The organism is Paracraurococcus ruber (assembly GCF_004353985.1).
GTDB classification, from domain to species: Bacteria; Pseudomonadota; Alphaproteobacteria; order Acetobacterales; family Acetobacteraceae; genus Paracraurococcus; species Paracraurococcus ruber.
In genome coordinates this window covers 1-20601 of sequence record NZ_SMOA01000046.1, presented here as the reverse complement: position 1 = coordinate 20601, position 20601 = coordinate 1, and the positions used below count along the sequence as shown (strand labels likewise).

General features: G+C 71.3%; 16 protein-coding genes. 5 read left to right on the top strand and 11 right to left on the bottom strand.

The window, feature by feature from the left end:
- Positions 1-7: 7 nt before the first annotated feature.
- On the top strand, positions 8-1036 hold the full coding sequence (locus tag E2C05_RS11290; RefSeq protein WP_133219731.1) for an ABC transporter permease: 1029 nt from the start codon (positions 8-10) through the stop codon (positions 1034-1036).
- Between the two features lie 55 nt (positions 1037-1091).
- Here the strand turns inward: E2C05_RS11290 and E2C05_RS11285 are convergent, their stop codons facing one another.
- From E2C05_RS11285 to E2C05_RS11240, 10 genes are all read right to left on the bottom strand, one after another.
- Positions 1092-1796: an SIMPL domain-containing protein gene (locus E2C05_RS11285; protein ID WP_158292057.1), complete on the bottom strand. Its 705-nt coding sequence runs from the start codon at positions 1794-1796 to the stop codon at positions 1092-1094.
- 101 nt (positions 1797-1897) lie between these two features.
- Positions 1898-2680, bottom strand: coding sequence for a class II aldolase/adducin family protein (locus tag E2C05_RS11280; RefSeq protein WP_133219729.1), 783 nt, complete (start codon positions 2678-2680; stop codon positions 1898-1900).
- Between the two features lie 255 nt (positions 2681-2935).
- Positions 2936-3928 carry a Bug family tripartite tricarboxylate transporter substrate binding protein gene (locus tag E2C05_RS11275; RefSeq protein ID WP_200305990.1) on the bottom strand — a complete coding sequence of 331 codons (993 nt, stop codon included), beginning with the start codon at positions 3926-3928 and terminating at the stop codon, positions 2936-2938.
- A gap of 16 nt (positions 3929-3944) precedes the next feature.
- Positions 3945-4676 (bottom strand): sulfite exporter TauE/SafE family protein, encoded by a 732-nt coding sequence (locus E2C05_RS11270; protein ID WP_158292056.1) that lies wholly within the window; start codon positions 4674-4676, stop codon positions 3945-3947.
- A gap of 381 nt (positions 4677-5057) precedes the next feature.
- A complete protein-coding gene (locus tag E2C05_RS11265) occupies positions 5058-5504 on the bottom strand; it encodes an NUDIX hydrolase (RefSeq protein ID WP_133219726.1) in 447 nt (148 codons plus the stop codon).
- Positions 5501-6577 carry a DUF4340 domain-containing protein gene (locus tag E2C05_RS11260; RefSeq protein ID WP_133219725.1) on the bottom strand — a complete coding sequence of 359 codons (1077 nt, stop codon included), beginning with the start codon at positions 6575-6577 and terminating at the stop codon, positions 5501-5503. The genes E2C05_RS11265 and E2C05_RS11260 overlap by 4 nt, the downstream gene beginning before the upstream one ends.
- Positions 6578-6809: 232 nt before the next feature.
- Complete coding sequence (locus E2C05_RS11255; RefSeq protein ID WP_240046709.1) at positions 6810-8699, bottom strand: GldG family protein; 1890 nt, start codon at positions 8697-8699, stop codon at positions 6810-6812.
- 105 nt (positions 8700-8804) lie between these two features.
- Positions 8805-9536: an ABC transporter permease gene (locus E2C05_RS11250; RefSeq protein ID WP_133219723.1), complete on the bottom strand. Its 732-nt coding sequence runs from the start codon at positions 9534-9536 to the stop codon at positions 8805-8807.
- A complete protein-coding gene (locus E2C05_RS11245) occupies positions 9536-10288 on the bottom strand; it encodes an ABC transporter ATP-binding protein (protein ID WP_133219722.1) in 753 nt (250 codons plus the stop codon). Before E2C05_RS11245 ends, E2C05_RS11250 begins: the two co-directional genes overlap by 1 nt.
- Before the next feature lie 302 nt (positions 10289-10590).
- Complete coding sequence (locus E2C05_RS11240; protein WP_408901616.1) at positions 10591-12189, bottom strand: ATP-dependent DNA helicase RecG; 1599 nt, start codon at positions 12187-12189, stop codon at positions 10591-10593.
- Positions 12190-12862: 673 nt separating this feature from the next.
- Between E2C05_RS11240 and E2C05_RS11235 the strand changes: the two genes are divergently transcribed.
- The 4 genes from E2C05_RS11235 (at position 12863) to E2C05_RS11220 (ending at position 19852) form a co-directional block, all read left to right on the top strand.
- The gene (locus E2C05_RS11235) at positions 12863-13168 is read left to right on the top strand and encodes a succinate dehydrogenase assembly factor 2 (RefSeq protein WP_133219720.1); all 306 of its coding nucleotides are present in this window, start codon (positions 12863-12865) and stop codon (positions 13166-13168) included.
- Positions 13165-16692 (top strand): transcription-repair coupling factor, encoded by a 3528-nt coding sequence (gene mfd / locus E2C05_RS11230; protein ID WP_133219719.1) that lies wholly within the window; start codon positions 13165-13167, stop codon positions 16690-16692. Before E2C05_RS11235 ends, mfd begins: the two co-directional genes overlap by 4 nt.
- A 200-nt stretch (positions 16693-16892) precedes the next feature.
- Complete coding sequence (locus tag E2C05_RS11225; RefSeq protein WP_133219718.1) at positions 16893-18095, top strand: acyltransferase family protein; 1203 nt, start codon at positions 16893-16895, stop codon at positions 18093-18095.
- Complete coding sequence (locus tag E2C05_RS11220) at positions 18092-19852, top strand: glycosyltransferase family 61 protein (RefSeq protein ID WP_133219717.1); 1761 nt, start codon at positions 18092-18094, stop codon at positions 19850-19852. Before E2C05_RS11225 ends, E2C05_RS11220 begins: the two co-directional genes overlap by 4 nt.
- 10 nt (positions 19853-19862) lie before the next feature.
- Here E2C05_RS11220 and E2C05_RS11215 read toward each other — a convergent pair whose 3' ends face one another.
- Positions 19863-20522, bottom strand: a complete 660-nt coding sequence (locus E2C05_RS11215; protein ID WP_192912450.1) for a DsbA family oxidoreductase — start codon at positions 20520-20522, stop codon at positions 19863-19865.
- Positions 20523-20601 lie beyond the last annotated feature (79 nt).

Genomic DNA, 20601 nt, shown 5'->3' with positions numbered 1-20601 from the left:
AGTGCGCATGTCCACGCCCGTGACCACCGCCGCCCCGGCCAGCACGCCGCTGCGGGACCGCCTGCGCGGCCAGCTGCGCAACCTGGCGCCCTTCGCCACGCTGATCCTGCTGGTTGGGCTGTTCAGCGCGCTGGCCCCCAGCTTCGCCACCTGGGGCAATCTGGCGAATATCCTGCAGCAGGTCTCCATCACCGCCATCATCGCGGTCGGGCTGACCTATGTGATCCTCTGCGCCGAGATCGACCTCAGCGTCGCCAGCGTGGCCAATGCCACCGGCATCCTGCTGGCTTTCCTGACGGTGCAGGATGCCAGCGTGAACATCGCCAACCTGCCGCTGCCCGGGCTGCTGGCCATCCCGCTGGCGCTGCTGGGCTGCCTGGCGCTGGGGGCGGTGACCGCCTTCGGCGTCACCCGCATCGGCATCCCGTCCTTCATCATGACGCTGGCCATGCTGCAGATCGGCAACGGCATCGGCGCGCTGCTGGTGCGCGGGCAGATCGCCTATACCGTGCCGGACCTCGTCCTCACGCTCGGCAGCGGGTCGATCGGCGGGGTGCCCTGGATCGTCATCGTCGCCGGCCTCGTCCTGCTGCTCGGCCACCTCGTGCTCACCTACACGCGCTTCGGCCGCTACGTGTACATGGTGGGCGGCAACCGGGAGGCGGCGGAGCATGCCGGGGTCGGCGTGCGCGCCGTCATCGGCGCGGTGATGGTCATCTCGGCGCTCTGCTCCGGCCTCGCCGGCATGCTGGGCGTGGCGTATTTCGGCAGCGCGCAGCAGAACCAGTTCGACAACTACCTGCTGGACGCGATCTCGGCGGTGGTGGTGGGCGGCACCAGCCTGTTCGGCGGCATGGGCGGCATCGGCAACACCATCATCGGCCTTCTGGTGCTGGGCGTGCTGAACAACGGCCTGGACCATATCCGCATGGACAGCTTCCTGAAGATCCTGATCCGCGGCTTGGTCCTGCTGCTGGCGCTGGTGATCAACGTCTATGCGCAGCGGCTGCGCAGCCAGGCGCGGGTGGCCGGCTGAGCCCCGGCGCGGCGGCGGCGCGCGCCGGCACGGTGCCGCCCCGGCGCCATCTGCCCTACCGCGCGGGGCGGAGGATCACCTCGGCCTCGACCGTTGCCGCCACCACCGCGTCCTCCGGCACCGAGGCAGGCGGGGGCGCGGGGGCGGCGCGGGCGGCCATGGCCATCGGCCGGGGCTGCGGCATCCGCGGCGCGTCCAGCCGGATCTCGCGCAGCCCGGCGACGCCCAGGCCAAGCTGCGCCGCCACGGCCGCGGCACGGCGCTGCAGGCCATCGATGGCAAGGCGGCTCGCCTCCTCGCGCGCCGCCCGCTCCGCCTCCGGCGAGAGGATCCAGCCGAGATCGGCCAGGGCCAGGCCGCTGCCCTGCAGCGCACCCACGAGGTCGAGCAGCGGCGCCGCCTCCGCCCCGCGGAGGAGAAGGGCCTGGGAGGCCTGCCAGGTGTTCGACTCCGACGACCGGGCGGCCCAGTAGCCGCCCGTCGTCACGGTCACCGCCGGCACGCCGCGGGCCCGGTCCAGCGCCGCCGCGACGGCGCGGTTCACCGCGGCCTGGGCCGCCGCCGCCGTCGCGGCGCGGGCCTCCGCCCGCAGGGTGGCGCGCAATTCGTCAGGCGGCCGCGTCACCTGCGCGGTCTCGGCCAGGTGCAGCAGCGTCTCCGCCGGCGCCTGCGCCCGCGCCGGGGTCGCGGCCGGGACGGCGAGGGCCAGCACGGCATGGGCAAGCAGCGTCGGGATGGTCGGCATCGCCGGTCGGCGCATGGTGCTCCCCCTCGTCGGCAGTGCGGGACGCGCCCGGCGGCGCCGGCGGCGGGCGCCGCCGGCTCGACGCGGCGGCACCGCGGTGCCGCCGCCTGCCGCCCTCAGTCCTTGTAGTCCGGCTCCTTGCGGTCGAGGATCCGCTTCAGCGCATCGAAATGCCATTCCGCATTCGGCCGCCCGCCGTATTTCGGCGCGGTCTGGCGATAGGTGCTGATGGTGTGGTCCACCACCTCCTCCGGCAGGCGCTTCAGCGGCTTGTTGGTCCACATGGCGTAGAGCTGCACCTGCGCCACCCGCTCCATGTAGTAGAGCCGGTCATAGGCCTCGGCGACGGTCTTCCCCACCGTGGCGACGCCGTGGTTCGCCATGATCAGCACGGTCTTGTCGCCGATGACGGAGGCGAGGCGCTCGCCCTCGGCCGGGTCGAAGGCCGGGCCGGTGTAGATGTCGTCATAGGCGGTCAGCATCATGGTGCCGAGCTCGGTCTGGCCGATCGGCAGGATCTGCGGGTCCTCCAGCCGCGCCAGCGCGCTGGTGTAGGGCATGTGGGTGTGGAAGACCGCGGCGGCGGCGGGCAGCAGCCGGTGCATCGGCGCATGGATGCAGTAGGCGCTGCGCTCCACATGGCCCTCGCCGGCGCGGACCGCGCCGTCATAGCCGACTTCCATGAAGCAGCTCGCCGTCACCTCCGCCCAGTGCAGGCCGAAGGGGATCTGGTAGTAGCGGTCCTCGGTGCCCGGCACGCGCAGGGTGAAGTGGTTGAAGATGCCCTCGTTGAAGCCGTGCATGACGGCGAGGCGATGCGCGGCGGCGAGGTCGATGCGCGCCTGCCAGCGCTGGTCCGACAGGCTGAGATCGGCTGAGGCGTGGGTCTCGAGCGGCATGGGGACGGTCCCTCCTGGTGGCCGGCGGGGATGCTACAGCGGTTTGCCGACGGACGGGAACGCCGCGCGGCCGGTGGCGCCCGATTCGGCCGGGGGCTGTCCGCCCCCCCCCCGGGCGCCGTCGCCGCTGGCGGCGAGGCACCGGGTGGCGGGGCGCGCAGAGACCGGCGCCCGGACCGGGTCCCGCGCGTCGCATCCGGGCCGCCTGCGGTCCGCGGCCCGGCACCGGCCACGGGGCGGGGCGATGGCCGGCCCTCAATCCAGCCGCGCGCCGGAGATCTCGACCAGCCGCCGCCAGCGCGGCGTCTCCCCCTGGATCCTCGCCGCCAGCGCCGCCGGGCTGTCGCTGGTCATCACCGTGTAGCCCAGCGGCCGCAGCCGCTCGACGAAGGCGGGATCGCCCGCCACCTCCCGCAGCGCCGCATGCAGCCGGACGACCGCCGGCTCCGGCGTGCCGACCGGGGCCATGACCGCGTTCCAGGACTGGACGTCGAGGTCGCCGAGGCCGAGCGCGGCGAACTCCGCCATGCCCGGCACCGCGGGCAGGATCGGCAGCCGCCCGGCGCTGCTGACCGCCAGCGCGCGGAACTTCCCGCTCTCCACATGCGGCATCAGCGCGGGCATGACGTCGAACATCATGTCGATGGTGCCGGCCAGCAGGTCGTTGATCGCCGGCCCGCCGCCGCGATAGGGCACATGGGTGATGCGCGCGCCGGTGGCGCGGCTCACCGCCTCGATCACCAGGTGGCTGGTGGTGCCGGTGCCGGAGGAGCCCATGCGCACCTCCTCCGGATGCGCGCGCGCCCAGGCGATCAGGGCGGCGAAATCCGCCCAGCCGCGCTTCGCCGCGGTCTCGGCATTCACCACGCAGAGCACGGCGCCGGTCACCACCTGGCCGATGGGCGCCAGGTCCTTCTGCGGGTCGAAGGCCATGCTGCGATAGAGGAAGGGCGCGGCGCAGAGCGTGGTGACGCCGATCAGCCCGACCGTGCTGCCATCCGGCACCGCCTTGGCCACCGCATCGGCGCCGATATTGCCGCCGGCGCCGCCGCGGTTCTCGACGATCACCGGCTGCCGCAGGGCGGCCGGCAGCGCATCCGCCAGCAGCCGCCCGAGGATGTCGACCGCGCCGCCGGGCGGGAAGGGCACGATGAGGCGGACCGGCCGGCCGCCGGCGACCGGCTGCGCCCGGGCCCCGGGCGCGGCGAGCAGCGCCCCGGCGGCGAGGATGGAACGGCGTCCCGGCATGCGCATGTGTCCCCGGTCAGAGATAGATGCGGTGAGCATAGCCGAGCGTGAGCAGGGTGCCCGTCGCGATGACGATGCGGCCGATCCAGGCCGGCGGCAGGAGCCGTGCCGCCCGGCCGCCCAGCCAGCCGCCCAGCACCGCGCCGGCCAGCCCGACCAGCGCCGCCGGCCAGTCCACCGTGCCGGCCGCGACCAGCAGCAGGATGCCGGCGGTGGTGGCGGAGGTGGCCAGCAGGTTCTTGCGCAGATTGGCCTCGGCCGGCGCCAGGCCCGGCTCCCGCGCCGCGACCCAGGCCATGACCATCACGCCGAGGCCGGCGCCGAAATACCCGCCATAGAGCGCCAGCAGCAGGCCGGGCACGGGATGCGCCAGGGCTCGGGCGCCGCGCGCCAGGTGCCGACGCAGGGCGAAGGCCAGGGTGGCGAGGCCGAGCAGCGGCGGCACCAGCGGCAGGAACACCCGGTCGCCGCCGGCCAGCAGCAGCAGCGCGCCGACCAGGCCACCGGCCGCCATGCGCAGGAACTCGGCACGATGCGCGGCCAGCAGGGCAGGGACCCGCTCCCGCTCCGCCCAGGCGGCGACGACATGGCCGGGCCAGGCGGCGACCGCGTTGGTGGCATTGGCGGTCACCGGCGGCAGGCCGGCGGCGAGGAAGGCGGGGAAGGTCAGCAGGGACCCGCCGCCCGCCAGCGCATTGGCCAGGCCGCCGGCGATGCCGGCGAGCAGGATGAGGACGAGGTCGAGCATGCGGGACGGGTTTCGCTGGTGCGGGTGGACCGAAGCGCCGGAGATGCCGTCGGCGGCGTCGAGGACGGCGTCTGCCCTCCGCCATGCGGCCGAAGGCGTGTCAAGGACATCGCCGGGCAAGGCCCGCTGCGGCGCCGCTGCCTCGCCGTGCCCGCGGCAGCCTGGCGTTCGCTCGGGGTCGCTCGACGCTGTCGGGCGCCCGCTTCGGGCGTCGCGTCGCCCGGAGCGGCGCGTCCTGCGGCCCTGTCGCACGGGCCGGCGCGCCGCATCGGGCGCGGCATCGCGCCTATCGCCGCGCCAGGTCGGGCGCCGCATCGCGTTGGGCTGCGGGGATTGCCCGCCGGCGGCGGCCCGTCGCGCGGGACGGGCGGCGCCCCGCCCTCACAGGCGCCGCAATTTCTCCCGCGACTCCGCGATCACCCGCAGCGCATCCGGCGTCAGGTCATAGGCCGGCAGCTCCTCCGGCAGGGCCCAGGCCACCGCCGCCACGTCATCCCCCGGCCGTGCCTCGCCGCTCGTCCAGCGGCCGCAGAAATCGACGATGGTGTAGTGCCAGCGCACCGCGCCGGCCGCGTCGTGGCTGATGGAATCGAACACCGCGGCCAGCTGCAGCGGCCCGACCTCGATCCCCGTCTCCTCCAGCAGCTCGCGCCGTGCCGCCGCCTCGGCCCGCTCGCCGACATGCTGCGCGCCGCCGGGCAGGGACCAGGCACCCTCCCGCGGCGGCTTGCCGCGGCGGACCAGGAGCACGCGCTCCTCCCCCGGGGCCCCGTCGAAGGCGACGACGCCGATGCCGACCCAGGGCCGGTCGGGATATTCCCGGCTCATCGCGGCGCCACCGGGGCCTGGGGCGGCGTCTCCGGCGCGGGGGCGTCATCGGCCGCCGGCTCCGGCGCCGCCGCCTCGCGCGGCTTCAGCTCCTCGGCGCGCGGCGCGAAGGCCTTCAGCTTCCAGACGCCCACTTGGTAGGCCCAGCCCTGCCAGCGGGCGTTCAGCCGCTGCACCTCGGCGCCCTCGCCCTCCGCCCGCAGGCGGACCCAGACATCGCCGTTGTCGAGGCCGCTGCGAACCACGATCGCCAGCCCCTCGGTCAGCCCGAAGCGGCTCTCGCCCACCGCCTGGCCCGGCATCTCCGCCTCGGTCCGGACATCGAGGAAAGTCAGGAATTCGAAGGCGCGGGCGATCTCGTCCACCGCCATCTCGTCAGGCGTCGGCGCGCCCTCCGGCTGCTCGATCCGCAGCCGCGCCTCCGGCTCCTCCGGCCGGGCCAGGACCAGCGGCGGCTCGCCCTCGCGCCTGACCTCGACGCGGCGCACCCGGTCCTGCGGCAGGTTGGCGATGTCGCGGTCCAGCCAGAGCTGCGGGTCGGCATCGACCGCCAGCCTCCCCTCCGCCAGCCAGGCCTGCGCCTCGCCGGGGCGGCGGACATAGATGCTCTCCGGCACATTGCCCTGGGTGCGGACGCGGCGGCGCCCCAGCACCAGTTCGGCGATCGGCGCGCCGGCGCCATCCAGCACCCGCAGCAGCAGCGCCGTGCTGCCCGGGCGGGTCGGGTCGTCCACGCCCAGGCGCTCGTGCTGCGCCGGGTCGCTGGTGCGGGCCTCCACCAGGCGCAGCTCGGTCAGGCCCACCAGCATCTCCCGCGCCTTCTCGGGACGGGCGGGGTAGCCGCCCTTGGCCGGCAGCACCCAGGCCTCGCCACGCCGGGCCAGCACCAGGGTGGCGTCGGGCTTCACCACCTCGATCCGCTGCGCGCCCTGCAGCCGTGCCGCGAGGCCGGGAAAGGCGAGGCCCGCATCGGTGATCGCCTGCTTCTCCACGCCCTTCGGCGTCAGCAGCACCGCGGCGGCGACCGAGGCGGCGGCCGCGCCGCCCAGCAGCACCAGCGTCCGGCGGTTCATGCGCGTCTTCCCCTGCAGTGTCTGCGGGTGGTTCCGGGAGGGCCGATCGGACGCATGCGTCCGATCCTCCCAGACCTTCCCCGCCGGGGATCGGACCGACCCCCGGACCCCCGTATGGACTTATCGCCGTGGGAGGGGCCCCATCGAGGGCCCCTCCCACGGCGATGACCCGGGCCTGTCCAGGGGTCGCCTGACCCCTGGCGGGTGGAGTGTGAGGAGGGCAGAGCCCTCCTCACGCCCGCGCTGCCGCACGACGCCGCGCCCGCACCACCGCCAGGCCGATGGCGAAGGCCGTCAGCAGCGCCGGCACCAGCGCGATGTTCACCACCCGCAGCACCGTCTCCAGCCCCTCGATGTCCCGCCGCAATTCCAGCTGCACGGCGCGCAGCTGGCGGCGGGTGGCGACGATCTCGGCGCGCGCGGCGTCGATCTCCGCCCGCTGCTCCGGCGTGATCACCGCCTGGGCCTGGCGGTCGCCGCCGCCGCCTTGCCGCAGCTCGCGCAGCCGCTTCTCGGTCTCCTCCAGCTTCTGCTGCAGGGCGCGTTCCGTCTGGCGATACTCGGCATCGGCGTTGCGGCGGATGTCCTCCACCAGCTCGAAGGGGCGGAGGCTCTCGCCGCGCGAGCGCAGCGAGATCAGCGCGTCCGAGCCGGCCAGCGCGTCCACCAGGTTGACGACGAGGGACCCGTTGCCGCTGAAGGGCGTCGCCACCTGCTGGCCGAAGAATTCCTGCACCCGGACCCAGAAGCGGTCCTCCAGGATGTCGCTGTCATTGGCGACCACGATGTTCGCCGGGCCCTGGCTGCGGGCCAGATGCGCGGCGGGATTGGCCGGCCGCTCCTGCAGTGACCCGCCCCCTGGTGCACCCCCTGGCGCACCCCCTGGGCCGGCCGCGGGCGGCCCCGGGAAGGCCGAGGCCAGTTCGCCGCGCAGCCGCGCCGCGACGACATGCGGCGTATTGCCGCTGCGGAAATCCGCCAGCAGGCGGGAGGGGTTGGGGTCCTGCCGCACCCGCGCGGCGTCGACCAGCATGCTCTGTGCGGAGGAGGTGAGCAGCGGCACGAACTCCACCGCCGCGCCCTCGCGCTTGCGCACCTCGCCGGCCGAGGCGACGGTCACCTGCTCCAGCTGCGCCAGCGCCACCTCGTCGCGGTTCAGGCTGTCGCCCTGCAGGTTGAACCAGGCGAGGTAGTCCACCGCCTGCACCCGCTCGCCCGGGCCGGCGCGCACCCGCCAGGCGCCGCGCAGGTCCAGCACCACCTTGTCGGACGGCGCCTCGACGCCCCAGGCATTCAGCAGCCGGTCGAGCGAGGAGGCGGTGCTGGGCGGCGGCCCGCCCGGGCTGGGGCGGCCGGCCTGGCTTTCGCTGTGCGGGTCCACCAGCGCGATCAGCTTGCCGCCGCGCATGACGAACTGGTCGATGGCATATTGCGCGGCTTCGGTGATGCCCTGGGGGTGGGCGACCAGCAGCACCTGCACCTCCGGCTCGATCGCCTGGGTATCGAGCGGGATGTCCTTCACCGTGAAGAACTGCCGCAGCTGGGTCATCGCCACGGCGGGCTGGCCGAGCGCGGGGTTGCGCAGCATCAGGGCGCGCGGGTCGCCGTTCAGCGGCAGCGCCGACATGACGCCGAGGACCGGGCGCTGCGGGTTCGACAGCTCCCAGACCAGGCGCGTGAGGTCGTATTCCAGGAACCGCTCGCGGTCCGGCTGGAAGAAGGCGATGGACCGCTCGTCATCCACCAAGTTCGAGCCGGAGAGGCCGAAATAGACCTGCTCGCCGGACTGGTCGACCGGCACGCCCTGCAGGCCGAGCGCCATGGCGCGGTCCTCGAGGTCCGAGAAGGGCTCGGGGTCGAAGACCTCGAGCCGCAGCCTGCCGTTCGACAGGGCGACGTATTCCGCCAGGATCTCCCGGATGCGGTCGGCATAGGCGCCATAGACCGGCAGGCTGGCGCCGAGGCGGCGGGAATAGAACAGCCGCAGGGTGATCGGGTCCTTGAGCCCCGCGAGCACCTGCTTCGTGCCGTCCGAGAGCGTGTAGAGCCGCTGCTGCGTCAGGTCGATGCGGGCGCGCGGCAGCAGCCGGTCGGCCAGCATGTTGACGCCAATGGCGAGCACGCCGGCCAGGGCGAGCCCGAGCGCGGAGGACCAGAGGCGCCTGGAGCCCGGTCGGGCTGGGGGGAGGGGCGCGCCGGGGCGCGCGGGAGGGACGTCGCTCATCGCTCAGTCCGCCTTCCGGTGGTCCAGCACCACCGCGTTCAGGAACAGGAAGAAGCCGATGAAGCTGGCGAAGAAGACCAGGTCGCGGGCGCCGATCACCCCGCGGGTGAAGCCGTTGAAGCGGTCGGCGACCGACAGCGCCCGCGCCACCTCCGCCAGCACGGGGATGCGCACCGAGAGGAATTCCGTGACGACCGGGCTGCCGGCGGCGGCGAAGAGGAAGCAGAGCGCGACCGCGAGGACGAAGGCGATGACCTGGTTGCGGGTCAGGGCCGAGAGCGCGGACCCGACGGCGAGATAGGCGCCGGCGACCAGCAGGCAGCCGACATAGCCGGCCAGGATCACGCCATTGTCCGGGTCGCCCAGCGCATTCACCGTGATCCAGAGCGGGAAGGTGAGCGCGAGGGCGATGCCGCAGAAGGCCCAGGCCGCCAGGAATTTCCCCAGCACCGCCTGCCATTGCGGCAGCGGCAGGGTGAGGAGGAGCTCGATGGTGCCGAGCCGGCGTTCCTCGGCCCAGAGCCGCATGGTCAGCGCCGGCACCAGGAACAGGAACAGCCAGGGGATGAAGGAGAAGAAGGGCTGCAGGTCGGCCTGGCCGCGGCTGAAGAAGCCGCCCAGGGTGAAGGTCAGCGCCCCGGCCAGCACCAGGAAGATGACGATGAAGACATAGGCGACGGGCGTGGCGAAGTAGCCCGCCAGCTCCCGCCGCGCGACGACCAGGGCCGGGGCCATCACGCCGCTTCCCGCGCCGCCCCGTCCGCCGGCGGCGGGCCGAGGGTGAGGGCGCGGAACACGTCGTCGAGGCTCTGCCCCTCGCGCTCCAGCACCGAGGGCGGGGCATCCACCACCACCCTGCCGCGGGCGATGATGATGGCGCGGGTGCAGACCGCGCCCACTTCCTCGAGGATATGGGTCGAGATGACGATGGCCTTCTGCGGCGCCATGCGGCGGATCAGGTCGCGGACCTCGTGCTTCTGGTTGGGGTCGAGGCCGTCGGTCGGCTCGTCCAGCACCAGCACCGGCGGGTCGTGCAGCAGCGCCTGGGCCAGGCCCACCCGGCGCTTGAAGCCCTTCGACAGCGTCTCGATCGGCTGCAGGCGGACGCCTTCGAGCTGGGTCAGCAGCATGGCGTTGGCGACGCGGTCATGCAGCTCCGACCCCCGGAAGCCGCGGATGCGGGCGGCGAAGCCGAGGAAGCCGGTGACGGTCATCTCCGGATAGGTCGGCGCGCCTTCCGGCAGGAAGCCGAGGCTGCGCTTGGCCGCGACCGGCCGCGCCACGACGTCGGCGCCGCAGATGCGCGCCGTGCCGGCGGTGGGCGGCATGAAGCCGGCCAGCATGCGCATGGTGGTGGACTTGCCGGCGCCGTTGGGGCCGAGGAAGCCCAGCACCTCCCCGCGGTCCACCGCGAAGGACACGTCGTCCACGGCGGTGAAGCCGCCGAAGCGCTTGGTCAGGCGCTCGATCTCGATCAGCGCGGCCAAATGGCGGTCCCCCCGTTCCTGCCTGCGCGGCGGCCGCCCATGCCTTCCGGGAGGAGGGCGCGGGCCGACGGCGGGCCGATGTACAAGCCCCTCAGGGCTTTGCAAGGGGTGGCTCAGCCGGCGGTTGCATCCGGGGGGCGGCATGGACGCGGAGCGCCGGCGGAAGACGCCAATCCTGGCCTGGAGGCAGGCGCAGGCGGCAGCCCGTCGCGTCCCGTCCGGCCCGCCCGGCCTGGCCGATGCGCCCGGCCGGGATGACGATTCCCGCGCGGGTCGACCGCCGGACCGCTTGCCGAGACAGCCTAGCCCGCCCGCAGGGTCAGCATCGCCTCCGCCCGGCCGAACAGCCGCAGCAGCAGCTGCGCCGCCTGGCCGCGCGGGCCCTGCAGCAGCGGGTCCTTCTCCAGCAGCAGGGCGGCGTCGCGGTTGGCCATGATGATCAGCCCCTCCTGCGCCTCGCCCTCCGGCAGGCCCAGGCGGAAGACCGGCGCGCCGGATTGCCGCGTGCCCAGCGCCTCGCCGCCGCCGCGGATGCGGAAATCGGCATCGGCGATGGCGAAGCCGTCCTCGGTGTCGCGCAGGATCAGCAGCCGCTCGCGGGAGGTCATGCCGAGCGCCTCGTCGTACAGGAGCATGCAGTAGCTCGCCGCCGCGCCGCGCCCGACCCGGCCGCGCAGCTGGTGCAGCTGCGCCAGGCCGAAGCGGTCGGCATGCTCCACCACCATCACCGTCGCCTCGGGCACGTCCACGCCCACCTCGATGACCGTGGTCGCCACCAGCAGCGAGGTGCGGCCGGCGGCGAAGTCGCGCAGGGCCGCCTCCCGCACCTCCGTGTCCAGCTTGCCATGCGCCAGGCCGACCCGGCCGGGGAAGCGCTCGGAGAGCTCGGCGAAGCGGGTCTCGGCGGCGGCGATGTCGATGACGTCGCTCTCGGCGACATGCGGGCAGACCCAGTAGACGCGGGCGCCGCGCTCGATCGCCCGGCCGACGCCCGCCACCACCTGGTCCAGCTGCCGGAGGCCGTGCAGGGTGGTGGTGATGGGCCGCCGCCCGGCCGGCTTCCCGGACAGGCGGCTGACCGCCATCTCGCCCCACTGGGTCAACAGCAGGGTGCGGGGGATGGGCGTCGCGGTCATCACCAGCATGTCCGCCGCATCGCCCTTCTCGGCCAGCATCAGGCGCTGCGCGACGCCGAAGCGGTGCTGCTCGTCCACCACGGCCAGGCCGAGGTCGCGGAACTCCACCCCCTCCTGGAACAGGGCATGGGTGCCGACCACGATGTCCACCGCGCCGCTGGCCAGGCCCCCGAGCACGCGCTTGCGCTGGGCGCCCTTCACGCTGCCGGCCAGCAGCTCCACCCGCACCCCGGCCGGGGTGCACAGGCGGTCGAGCGTCCGGATGTGCTGCCGCGCCAGAAGCTCGGTCGGCGCCATCAGGGCGGCCTGGGCGCCGGCTTCCACGGCGCGCAGCATGGCCAGCACCGCGACCAGGGTCTTGCCGGCGCCGACATCGCCCTGCAGCAGGCGCAGCATGCGGTGCGGCGCGGCCAGGTCGGCATCGATCTCCGCCAGCGCATGCGCCTGGGACGGCGTGGGGTCATGCCCGAAGGCGGCCAGCGCCTGGGCGCGGAGACGCCCGTCCCCCGCCAGGGCCCGCCCGGCGCGGTGGCGCACCCGGCGGCGGACCAGGGCAAGCGCCAACTGCCCGGCGAGCGCCTCGTCATAGGCGAGGCGGGCGCGGATGGGCGGTTCCGGCGCCGCCGTGGGCTGCTGCAGGGCGCGCAGCGCGGCGGCGAAGCTTGGCCAGACCTCCCGCCGTAGCAGGGCGGGGTCCTGCCATTCCGGCAGGTCCGGCAGGCGCTCCAGCGCCCTGCCAACGCTGCGGGCGACCTGGGCGGTCATCAGCCCTTTAACCAGGGACCACACGGGCTCGAGTTCAGGAATTCCAACAGCCAAGTGTGCGACCAACGGATTGAAAAGAACGTACCCCTGCCGTCGCCCACCACGCAAACGACCACATACCAGCCGCGTAGCCGCTGTCGGCAGCCGCTCCTCCACGCTTCCCAGCCAGCCGCCCATGATCCGGAGAGCAATCGGCGAGCCACCAAGATCCAGAAGGCCATCAATAAAACCGACTGCCACAGGACCGAGTCCGTAAACCAGAGACAGAATGAAGAAGCACCCGGAGGCCGAAGGAAACGTTCTTCCTTTAATTTCAATGTAGCGCCGTCCATTCTTCGAGATTCGTGCACTGGGCGGAGTGATTTTCCGTATCAGAAAAATGACCTCGGCCTCGCTGCCTTCTTCAGGCAGCGCATCGAGCAACTCTCGCTGGGCATAGCGCTCGGGTAGATGGAACAGCAGGTCCAGGACCCGATCGCCGCCCGCCGCCTCCTTCAGCCGCTTGGCGATCTGGGGGCCGATACCTGGCAGGCTCTCCAGCGGCGCGAGCAGCGGGGCCAGGCGCGGATCCTCACCTCTCTCCTCGGTCACGCAACTTCCACCACTGGTCCCGCGTCGGGCTGACAGGATTCCCACCGCCCCCTATATGCCAGCGGCACCCCTTCGTGACGACATGCCGACCGACACAGAACCGCTCGATCCCCGCCGCCGCCGCCTGCTCTTCCGGGCACATCACCGCGGCACCAAGGAAGCCGATCTCATGATCGGCCGCTTCGTCGCCACGAACATCGCCGGTTTCACCGAGGCGGAGCTGGACGAGCTGGAGGCGGTGCTGGAATACCCGGATGTGGACCTGGCGGACTGGCTGTCCGGCCGCCGCCCCATCCCGGCCGAATGCCGCACCCCGATGCTGGACCGGATGGCGGTGGACTGCGCCGGCCCGGGCGCCGGCCTGCCGGAGGAGCTGCGGCCGCGATGAACGACATGCGGGCGAGCGAGGGGCGGGCGAGCGAGGGGCGGGGCCGCCCGGCAGGCCTCACGGTGCATGGCGCCCCGGAAGGCTTCGACGCGCTGCTCCTGGCGCGGCGGCGGGCGGAGACGGAAGCGCCCGTCCTGCATGTCTGCCGCGACGATGCCCGCACCGCCCGGCTGGTCGAGGCGCTGGGCTTCTTCGCCCCGGATGTGGAGGTTCTGCGCTTCCCGGCCTGGGACTGCCTGCCCTATGACCGCGTCTCCCCGAACCCCGAGATCGTGGCGGAGCGCGTCGCCACCCTGACCCGGCTGCTGGAGCCCGGGGACCGGCCGCGCATCGTCGTCGCCACCGTGAATGCCCTGGTCCAGAAGGTGCCGCCGCGCGCCGCCTTCGCCGGCGCCACCCTGTTCCTGAAGAAGGGCGGCCGGGTGAAGCCGGAGGCGCTGACGGCCTTCCTAGAGGCCAATGGCTATGGCCGCACCGGCACCGTCATGGAGCCGGGGGAATATGCCGTCCGCGGCGGCATCATCGACCTGTTCCCGGCCGGGGAGGCGGATCCGGTCCGGCTCGACCTGTTCGGCGACGAGATCGAGAGCCTGCGCCGCTTCGACACCGGCACGCAGCGGAGCGGCGAGTCGCTGGCGGAGCTATGGCTTCGCCCGGTGGGGGAGGTCTTCCTCGACGCCGACTCGATCGCCCGCTTCCGCACCGCCTACCGGGACCTGTTCGGCGCCGCGGCGACCGAGGACCCGCTCTATGTCTCGGTCAGCGCCGGCCGCAAGCATCCGGGCATGGAGCACTGGGCCGGGCTGTTCCACGAGGCGATGGAGACCCTGCTCGACTACCTGCCGGGGGCCTCGGTCAGCCTGGACCACCAGGCCGACGACGTCCTGGCGGCCCGGCTGGAGATGGTGGAGGACCACTACCAGGCCCGCCGCCAGCCGGTCCGGACCAGCGAGGGGGAGGTGCCCTACCGCCCGGCGCCGCCCGGCGGCCTCTACCTGACCCGCGCCGCCTGGGACCGGATGCTCTCGGGCGGTCCGCTGCTGCGCTTCTTCCCCTTCGCCATGCCGGACGGCGCCGAGGGGGTGGAGGCGGGCGGCCGCCCCGGGCGCCTCTTCACCGAGGTGCGGAACACCGGCGGCAATGTCTTCCAGGCCTTCGCCGTGCATGCCCAGGCGATGCTGGAGCAGGGCCGCCGGCCGGTGGTCGCCGCCTGGACCGGCGGGTCCCGCGCCCGCCTCGGCAACCTCCTGCGGGAGAACCGGGTCGCCGCCCAGGATATCGAGGCCTTCGACGACCTGGCGAAGCTGCCGAAGGGCGTGGTCGGCCTGGCGGTGCTGGGGCTGGAGCGGGGGTTCCTGGCCCCCGCCACGGCGACCGGGACCGGCTTCGGCCTTTCGGTGGTCGGCGAGCAGGACCTGCTGGGCGAGCGCATCGCCCGGCCGCCGCGCCGCCGCAAGCGGGCCGACCAGTTCATCGCCGATGCCACCGGCATCGAGCAGGGCGACCTGGTGGTCCACCAGGACCACGGGATCGGCCGCTATGACGGCCTCGAGACGCTGCAGGTCAGCGGCGCGCCGCATGACTGCCTCCGGCTGGTCTATGACGGCGGCGACAAGCTGTTCCTGCCGGTCGAGAATATCGAGATCCTCTCCCGCTTCGGGTCCGAGACCCAGGGCGTGGCGCTCGACAAGCTCGGCGGCTCCTCCTGGCAGTCGCGCAAGGCCCGCGCCAAGCAGCGCATCCAGGACATGGCCGGCCAGCTGATCCGCATCGCCGCCGAGCGGGCGACGCGGGAGGGCACGCTGGCGACCCCGCCCGAGGGCGTCTGGGACGAGTTCTGCAGCCGCTTCCCCTTCGCCGAGACCGAGGACCAGCAGCGCGCCATCGCCGAGGTGCTGGAGGACCTGGCCGCCGGGCGGCCGATGGACCGGCTGGTCTGCGGCGATGTCGGCTTCGGCAAGACCGAGGTGGCGCTGCGCGCCGCCTTCGTCGTCGCCATGTCCGGCGCCCAGGTGGCGGTGGTGGTGCCGACCACGCTGCTGGCCCGCCAGCACACCCGCACCTTCGCCACCCGCTTCGCCGGCTTCCCGATCGAGGTGGCGCAGCTCTCCCGCATGGTCACGGCCAAGGAGGCGACGCGGGTGCGGGACGGGCTGAAGGACGGCAGCATCAACATCGTCGTCGGCACCCACGCCCTGCTGTCCAAGGGCGTGGAATTCGCTGATCTCGGCCTGGTGATCGTGGACGAGGAGCAGCATTTCGGCGTCGCCCACAAGGAACGGCTGAAGGCGCTGAAGACCGATGTCCATGTGCTGACGCTGACCGCGACGCCGATCCCGCGCACCCTGCAGCTGGCGCTGACCGGCGTGCGGGAGATGAGCATCATCGCCACCCCGCCGGTGGACCGGCTGGCGGTGCGGACCTTCATCATGCCCTGGGACGGCGTGGTGCTGCGGGAGGCAATCCAGCGCGAGAGGTTCAGGGGCGGGCAGATCTTCTGCGTCGTCCCCCGGCTCGAGGACATGGAGAAGGTCTCCGCCCGCCTCGCCGAGATCGTTCCCGATGCCCGCGTGGTGCAGGCGCATGGCCAGATGGCGCCGACCCATCTGGAGCGGGTCATGACCGAGTTCGGCGACGGCAAGCACGACATCCTGCTGGCGACGAACATCGTCGAATCGGGCCTCGACATGCCGGCGGTGAACACGCTGGTGATCCACCGCGCCGACATGTTCGGCCTGGCGCAGCTGTACCAGCTGCGCGGGCGGGTCGGGCGCGGCAAGCAGCGCGGCTATGCCTACCTGACCTGGCCGGCCACCCACCGCCTGTCCGCCGCGGCGCAGAAGCGGCTGGAGGTGATGCAGACCCTCGACAACCTGGGCGCCGGCTTCACCCTGGCGTCCCACGACCTCGACATCCGCGGCGCCGGCAACCTGCTGGGCGACGAGCAGTCCGGCCATATCCGGGAGGTGGGCATCGAGCTCTACCAGCAGATGCTGGAGGAGGCGGTGGCCGACCTGAAGTCGGGGCAGGGGAAGAAGCGGTCCGAGCTGGACCAGGCCGGCGCCTGGACGCCCAACATCAACCTGGGCCTGCCGGTGCTGATCCCCGAGGGCTATGTGCGCGACCTGCCCGTCCGCCTCGGCCTCTATCGCCGCATCGGCGCGCTGGCGACCGAGGCGGAGATCGAGGCCATGGCGGCCGAGCTGGCCGACCGCTTCGGCCCGCTGCCGGGGGAGGTCGAGAACCTGCTGCAGGTGGTCGCCATCAAGGCGCTCTGCCGGGAGGCGGGGGTCGAGAAGGTGGATGCCGGGCCGAAGGGCGTGGTGCTGTCCTTCTTCCGCAACCAGTTCCGCAACCCCGGCGGCCTGGTCGGCTGGGTGGCGGCGCAGAAGGGGCTGGTGAAGCTGCGCCCCGACCACAAGCTGGCCCTGCTGCGGGAGATGGGGCTGGAACAGCGGGTGCGCGTCGCCAAGGACCTGCTGGTGGCGCTGGCGCGCGTCGCGGGGCAGAAGAAGGCGGCCTGATCCGGCGCGGATCGCGCCGGGCGGATCGGGGCGGCGAGTCGCGGCGGGCGGATCGCGCCGGCGGGTCGCGCGGGTGGGGCGCGGCGCCCCGCAGGCGGTAGCCGGGCCAGCCGGCGCCCCGCCCGGACATCTCACGAATTCGGGCGGTTGTTGCAGGATAACACTGGCGTGAGCGGGACCGCCTGCGGCATGCAGGCGCCATGTCCGCTGCCGCAACCACCGCCCGCCGCACCGACCTCGACCTGCTGCGCATCGCGGTCTGCTTCGCGGTGATCCTGGCGCATGCCCTGCTGATCTTCGCCGAGGAGCCGCGCTACCACGTCAAGGCGGCCGAGGCCTGGTGGCCCGCCACGCTCGGCTACGAGGCGATGCGGATCGCCACCCTGGCGATCTTCTTCGTCCTGGCCGGCTGGTCGGCCGTGGCATCCCTGCGCCGGCGCGCGGCGGGGCGCTACCTGCAGGACCGGGTGGCGCGCGTGCTGGTGCCGCTCTTCGCCGGCATCCTGCTGCTGGGGCCGGTGATCAAGTGGATCGAGCTGCAGCAGGGCCGCGACCTGCGGATCGGCGGCTTCCGGCTGGTGCCGCCGCCCGACTACGGTTTCCTGGAATTCCTGCCGCGCTACCTGACGCGGCTGAACCTCATGACCTGGAGCCATCTTTGGTTCCTGGCCTACCTGTTCCTGATCTCGGTCGCGCTGCTGCCGCTGCTGCTGTGGCTGGCCCGAAGGCCGCCGGGCGCGGCGGTGTGGCCAAGGCTGCCCGGCCGGGCGCTGGCCTATGCGCCGGCGCTGGGCCTCGGCCTGCTGCTGGCGGCCGGCGGCGGCTACTGGCCCTTCCTGCCGAACCTGGTGCAGGACTGGCCCAACCTTGGCTATTTCGCCGCCCTCTTCGCGCTGGGCGGGGTGCTCTGCGCCTGGCCGGGGCTGGAGACGCGGCTGCGGGCGGAGGCCTGGGGACTGCTGGCCCTGGCGCTGGTCGGGCTGGCGCTGGTGGCGCTGGCCGGGCCGGGGATCTGGGGCCGGCTGGGGGTCGGCGCCTGCGCCTGGGGGTCGGTGGGGGCGGCGCTGGGCTTCGCCGGCCGGCACCCGCCGCGGCAATCGGCGCTGCTGGCCTGGCTGGGGGAGGCGACGATGCCGGTCTATGTGCTGCACCATGTGCCGGTTCTGGCGCTGGGCGTGCTGGTGCTGCCGCTGGGCTGGTCGCCGGCGGGGGCGGTGCTGGCGATCACCGTCGGGGCGACGCTGGCCTCGGTGCTGGCCTATCGGCTGCTGGTCTGGCCCTGGGGCGTGCCGCGGTGGCTGGTGGGGATGGGGCCGCGCACTCCTTCATCAGCGCCGAGTGTGTTCAAAGTGGCTGAGGCCATGAGCATCGGACCGATCCATCCCCAAAGGTCTGAGACATGAATGGACTACTGGACCCGATAGGTGTCCGGCTTCGGTCTGACAAATCGAGTCTTGTGCATAACTATCTCGCGAAATACGAAAAGATTTTTTCAAAATGGAAAAATGAAGCTATCACCATTGTGGAGTTCTGCGACTCAAATACAAAATCATTAGAAATTTGGAAAGAATATTTCCCAAAAGCAACACTCATATTGATTTATCCATCATTGCCTGAGGAAGCGCACTCTTACCTGCAGCATGAAAGAATTATTGTATTTGAGGGTCAACAAGATAGCGATATCCTATTAAGGAATATCGCACTTTATCAACGTCCAAAAATCATCATTGACGATGGCCGTCATATTTGGCGACAGCAAATCTATACCCTTATTTCGCTTTTTGAATGGGTTGATTCTGACGGCGTCTACATTATTGAAGACACGCAAACCTTTGCCCCTAGTGAAAGGTCGAGATATTCCGGGGGTTCGCCGATATCGCCTGCCGATTTAGTTCACGAACTTCAAGCTGGAGAAAAAGGGCCAACGCCCTCTCCCGGAAGTCACTTGAGTTCGGAGCATCGTGGTGCGGTGCGCCTCCTGCTCAGTTGCTTGCATTCAGTTCAAAATGAACGAGGGTTCGTTTGTTTTGTCCGGAACAAAACCGCACTAACAGATTTGCTTTCGGTTAGCCCGGCTGCTGCATGTTCGAAAGTTTTCCATCGCTCTGACAGTGGTGGCGACTATGCGCGGATTGAAGCGACGATCGTCAACTGCCCAGACTGGCTCCAAAAACGCTTTAACCTTGCAACACAGGATCGAATTGAGAGAAATATCCCCGCAGCAGGTGTGGCGGTTTTTGAAAGCGCCGTAGTTCACGGACGCGGATTAGTGATTTCTCCCAACGGACAAGTAGTTCGAGAAAGCCTTATTAACGCTGATCACTCCCTCACTGTTGCCTCCTTTATGAAAATTCGCGGTGGCGATAGGTATTTTGCGTACAACCCGCCGAGCAGTGTAAAAACGGCCGGAACAGAGCCCCATGTTTTGCTTAAACAAATGTGGGATGGCAACTACGGCCATTGGATTATCGAGTCACTCCCCCGGGTTGGTGTCGTTGCAGAGTTCTTTGACATTCAAGCGCTCAAGTTCGTTGTGCAGAACGAGCCTGAACCGATGAAAGCCGTGTATCTTGAGTCGCTCGCGTCGTTTGGCGTAAGCCCGGATCAAGTTGTGTTCACAAGCTTTGATTCGGTCTTTTATCCCAAACTCATCTATCCTCTCCCAATGACGAAGCAACCGTGGGTCAAAGCACCACGCGTGATCGCAACGCTTGAGGTAGTTGCCAAGCAAGTGGCAGCGCGTGCCACACAGAAAGATCTCGGGGATAAAATCTATATCGCGCGCGGCTCCGGATATCGGCGCCGTCTCCTCAACGAGGATGCGATCATGGCTGTTCTTGAGGCATGGGGTTTCAAGATTTACCAACCCGAAAAGTTGCGATTTGAGGAACAGGTAGCAATCTTTTCGCAGGCAAAATTGGTGGTGGGCGTTCTCGGGGCAGGACTCAGCAACCTAGCTTTCTCACCGAAGGGAGTTCAGTGTCTCGCCCTAACAAGCGAGTTTATGGGCGACGACTTCTTCTACGATATCATCTGCCACAAGCGGGGGAGGTACGTCTCGATCCACGGAAAGGCGGCAAACCCGAGCGATGGGATGAATTCAGATTTTAGTATTGACTTGGACGTGCTTAATTCATTTTTGGAGAAGATCTCTTCTTAGAATCGGTGCCTCACCCCACCACCAGCGCCACGTCCAGCAGCCGTTCCAGCACCTCCGGCTCCTGCGCCCCGGCGATCGCATGCCGCCCGGCCACCACGAAGCAGGGCACGCCGTTGATCCCCAGCCGATGCGCCCGGAGGTTGTCGGCATGCACCGCCTCCACCTCGGCCACCGTCGCCAGGAAGCGGCGCGCCGCCGGCGCCTCCAGCCCCAGCCGCCCCGCGATGCCGGCCAGCACCGCCGCATCGCCGATATCGGCGCCGTCGATGAAATAGGCCTCGAACACCGCCTCCACCATCGCATCCGCCAGGCCGAAGCGGCCGGCCCAGCGCACCAGCCGGTGCGCGTCCAGCGAATGCGGCACGCGGCGGATGCGGTCGAAGCGGAATTCCAGCCCCTCCGCCCGGCCGAGCTCGGCGATGGTGCCGTGCAGGCGGCGCGCCCGTTCCTCGCCGCCGAATTTCCGCACCAGGTATTCCTGCCGCGGCACGCCCTGCGGCGCCAGGTCCGGGTTCAGCAGGAAGGGGCGCCAGATCAGCTCCGCCAGCACGTCCGGGCGGCTGCGCAGCATGCGCCGCAGCCGGCGGATGCCCAGGAAGCACCAGGGGCAGACCAGGTCGAACACGACCTCGATCGGCAGGCGGGCGCGGGGCGGGGCGAGGATGTTCACCCCACCAGCTTAGCCGCGCCGCGCGGCCCCGCGCCATCCCGGCGGCGGCCGCCGCCGCAGGTCGTGGCAGCGCCCCGCG

Bases quoted from the DNA above. Each gene is read 5' to 3' on its own strand.
- E2C05_RS11290 (WP_133219731.1), top strand. From the start codon at position 8: ATGTCCACGCCCGTGACCACCGCCGCCCCGGCCAGCACGCCGCTGCGG.
- E2C05_RS11285 (WP_158292057.1), bottom strand. From the start codon at position 1,796: ATGCGCCGACCGGCGATGCCGACCATCCCGACGCTGCTTGCCCATGCC.
- E2C05_RS11280 (WP_133219729.1), bottom strand. From the start codon at position 2,680: ATGCCGCTCGAGACCCACGCCTCAGCCGATCTCAGCCTGTCGGACCAG.
- E2C05_RS11275 (WP_200305990.1), bottom strand. From the start codon at position 3,928: ATGCCGGGACGCCGTTCCATCCTCGCCGCCGGGGCGCTGCTCGCCGCG.
- E2C05_RS11270 (WP_158292056.1), bottom strand. From the start codon at position 4,676: ATGCTCGACCTCGTCCTCATCCTGCTCGCCGGCATCGCCGGCGGCCTG.
- E2C05_RS11265 (WP_133219726.1), bottom strand. From the start codon at position 5,504: ATGAGCCGGGAATATCCCGACCGGCCCTGGGTCGGCATCGGCGTCGTC.
- E2C05_RS11260 (WP_133219725.1), bottom strand. From the start codon at position 6,577: ATGAACCGCCGGACGCTGGTGCTGCTGGGCGGCGCGGCCGCCGCCTCG.
- E2C05_RS11250 (WP_133219723.1), bottom strand. From the start codon at position 9,536: ATGGCCCCGGCCCTGGTCGTCGCGCGGCGGGAGCTGGCGGGCTACTTC.
- E2C05_RS11240 (WP_408901616.1), bottom strand. From the start codon at position 12,189: ATGACCGCCCAGGTCGCCCGCAGCGTTGGCAGGGCGCTGGAGCGCCTG.
- E2C05_RS11235 (WP_133219720.1), top strand. From the start codon at position 12,863: ATGCCGACCGACACAGAACCGCTCGATCCCCGCCGCCGCCGCCTGCTC.
- mfd (WP_133219719.1), top strand. From the start codon at position 13,165: ATGAACGACATGCGGGCGAGCGAGGGGCGGGCGAGCGAGGGGCGGGGC.
- E2C05_RS11225 (WP_133219718.1), top strand. From the start codon at position 16,893: ATGTCCGCTGCCGCAACCACCGCCCGCCGCACCGACCTCGACCTGCTG.
- E2C05_RS11220 (WP_133219717.1), top strand. From the start codon at position 18,092: ATGAATGGACTACTGGACCCGATAGGTGTCCGGCTTCGGTCTGACAAA.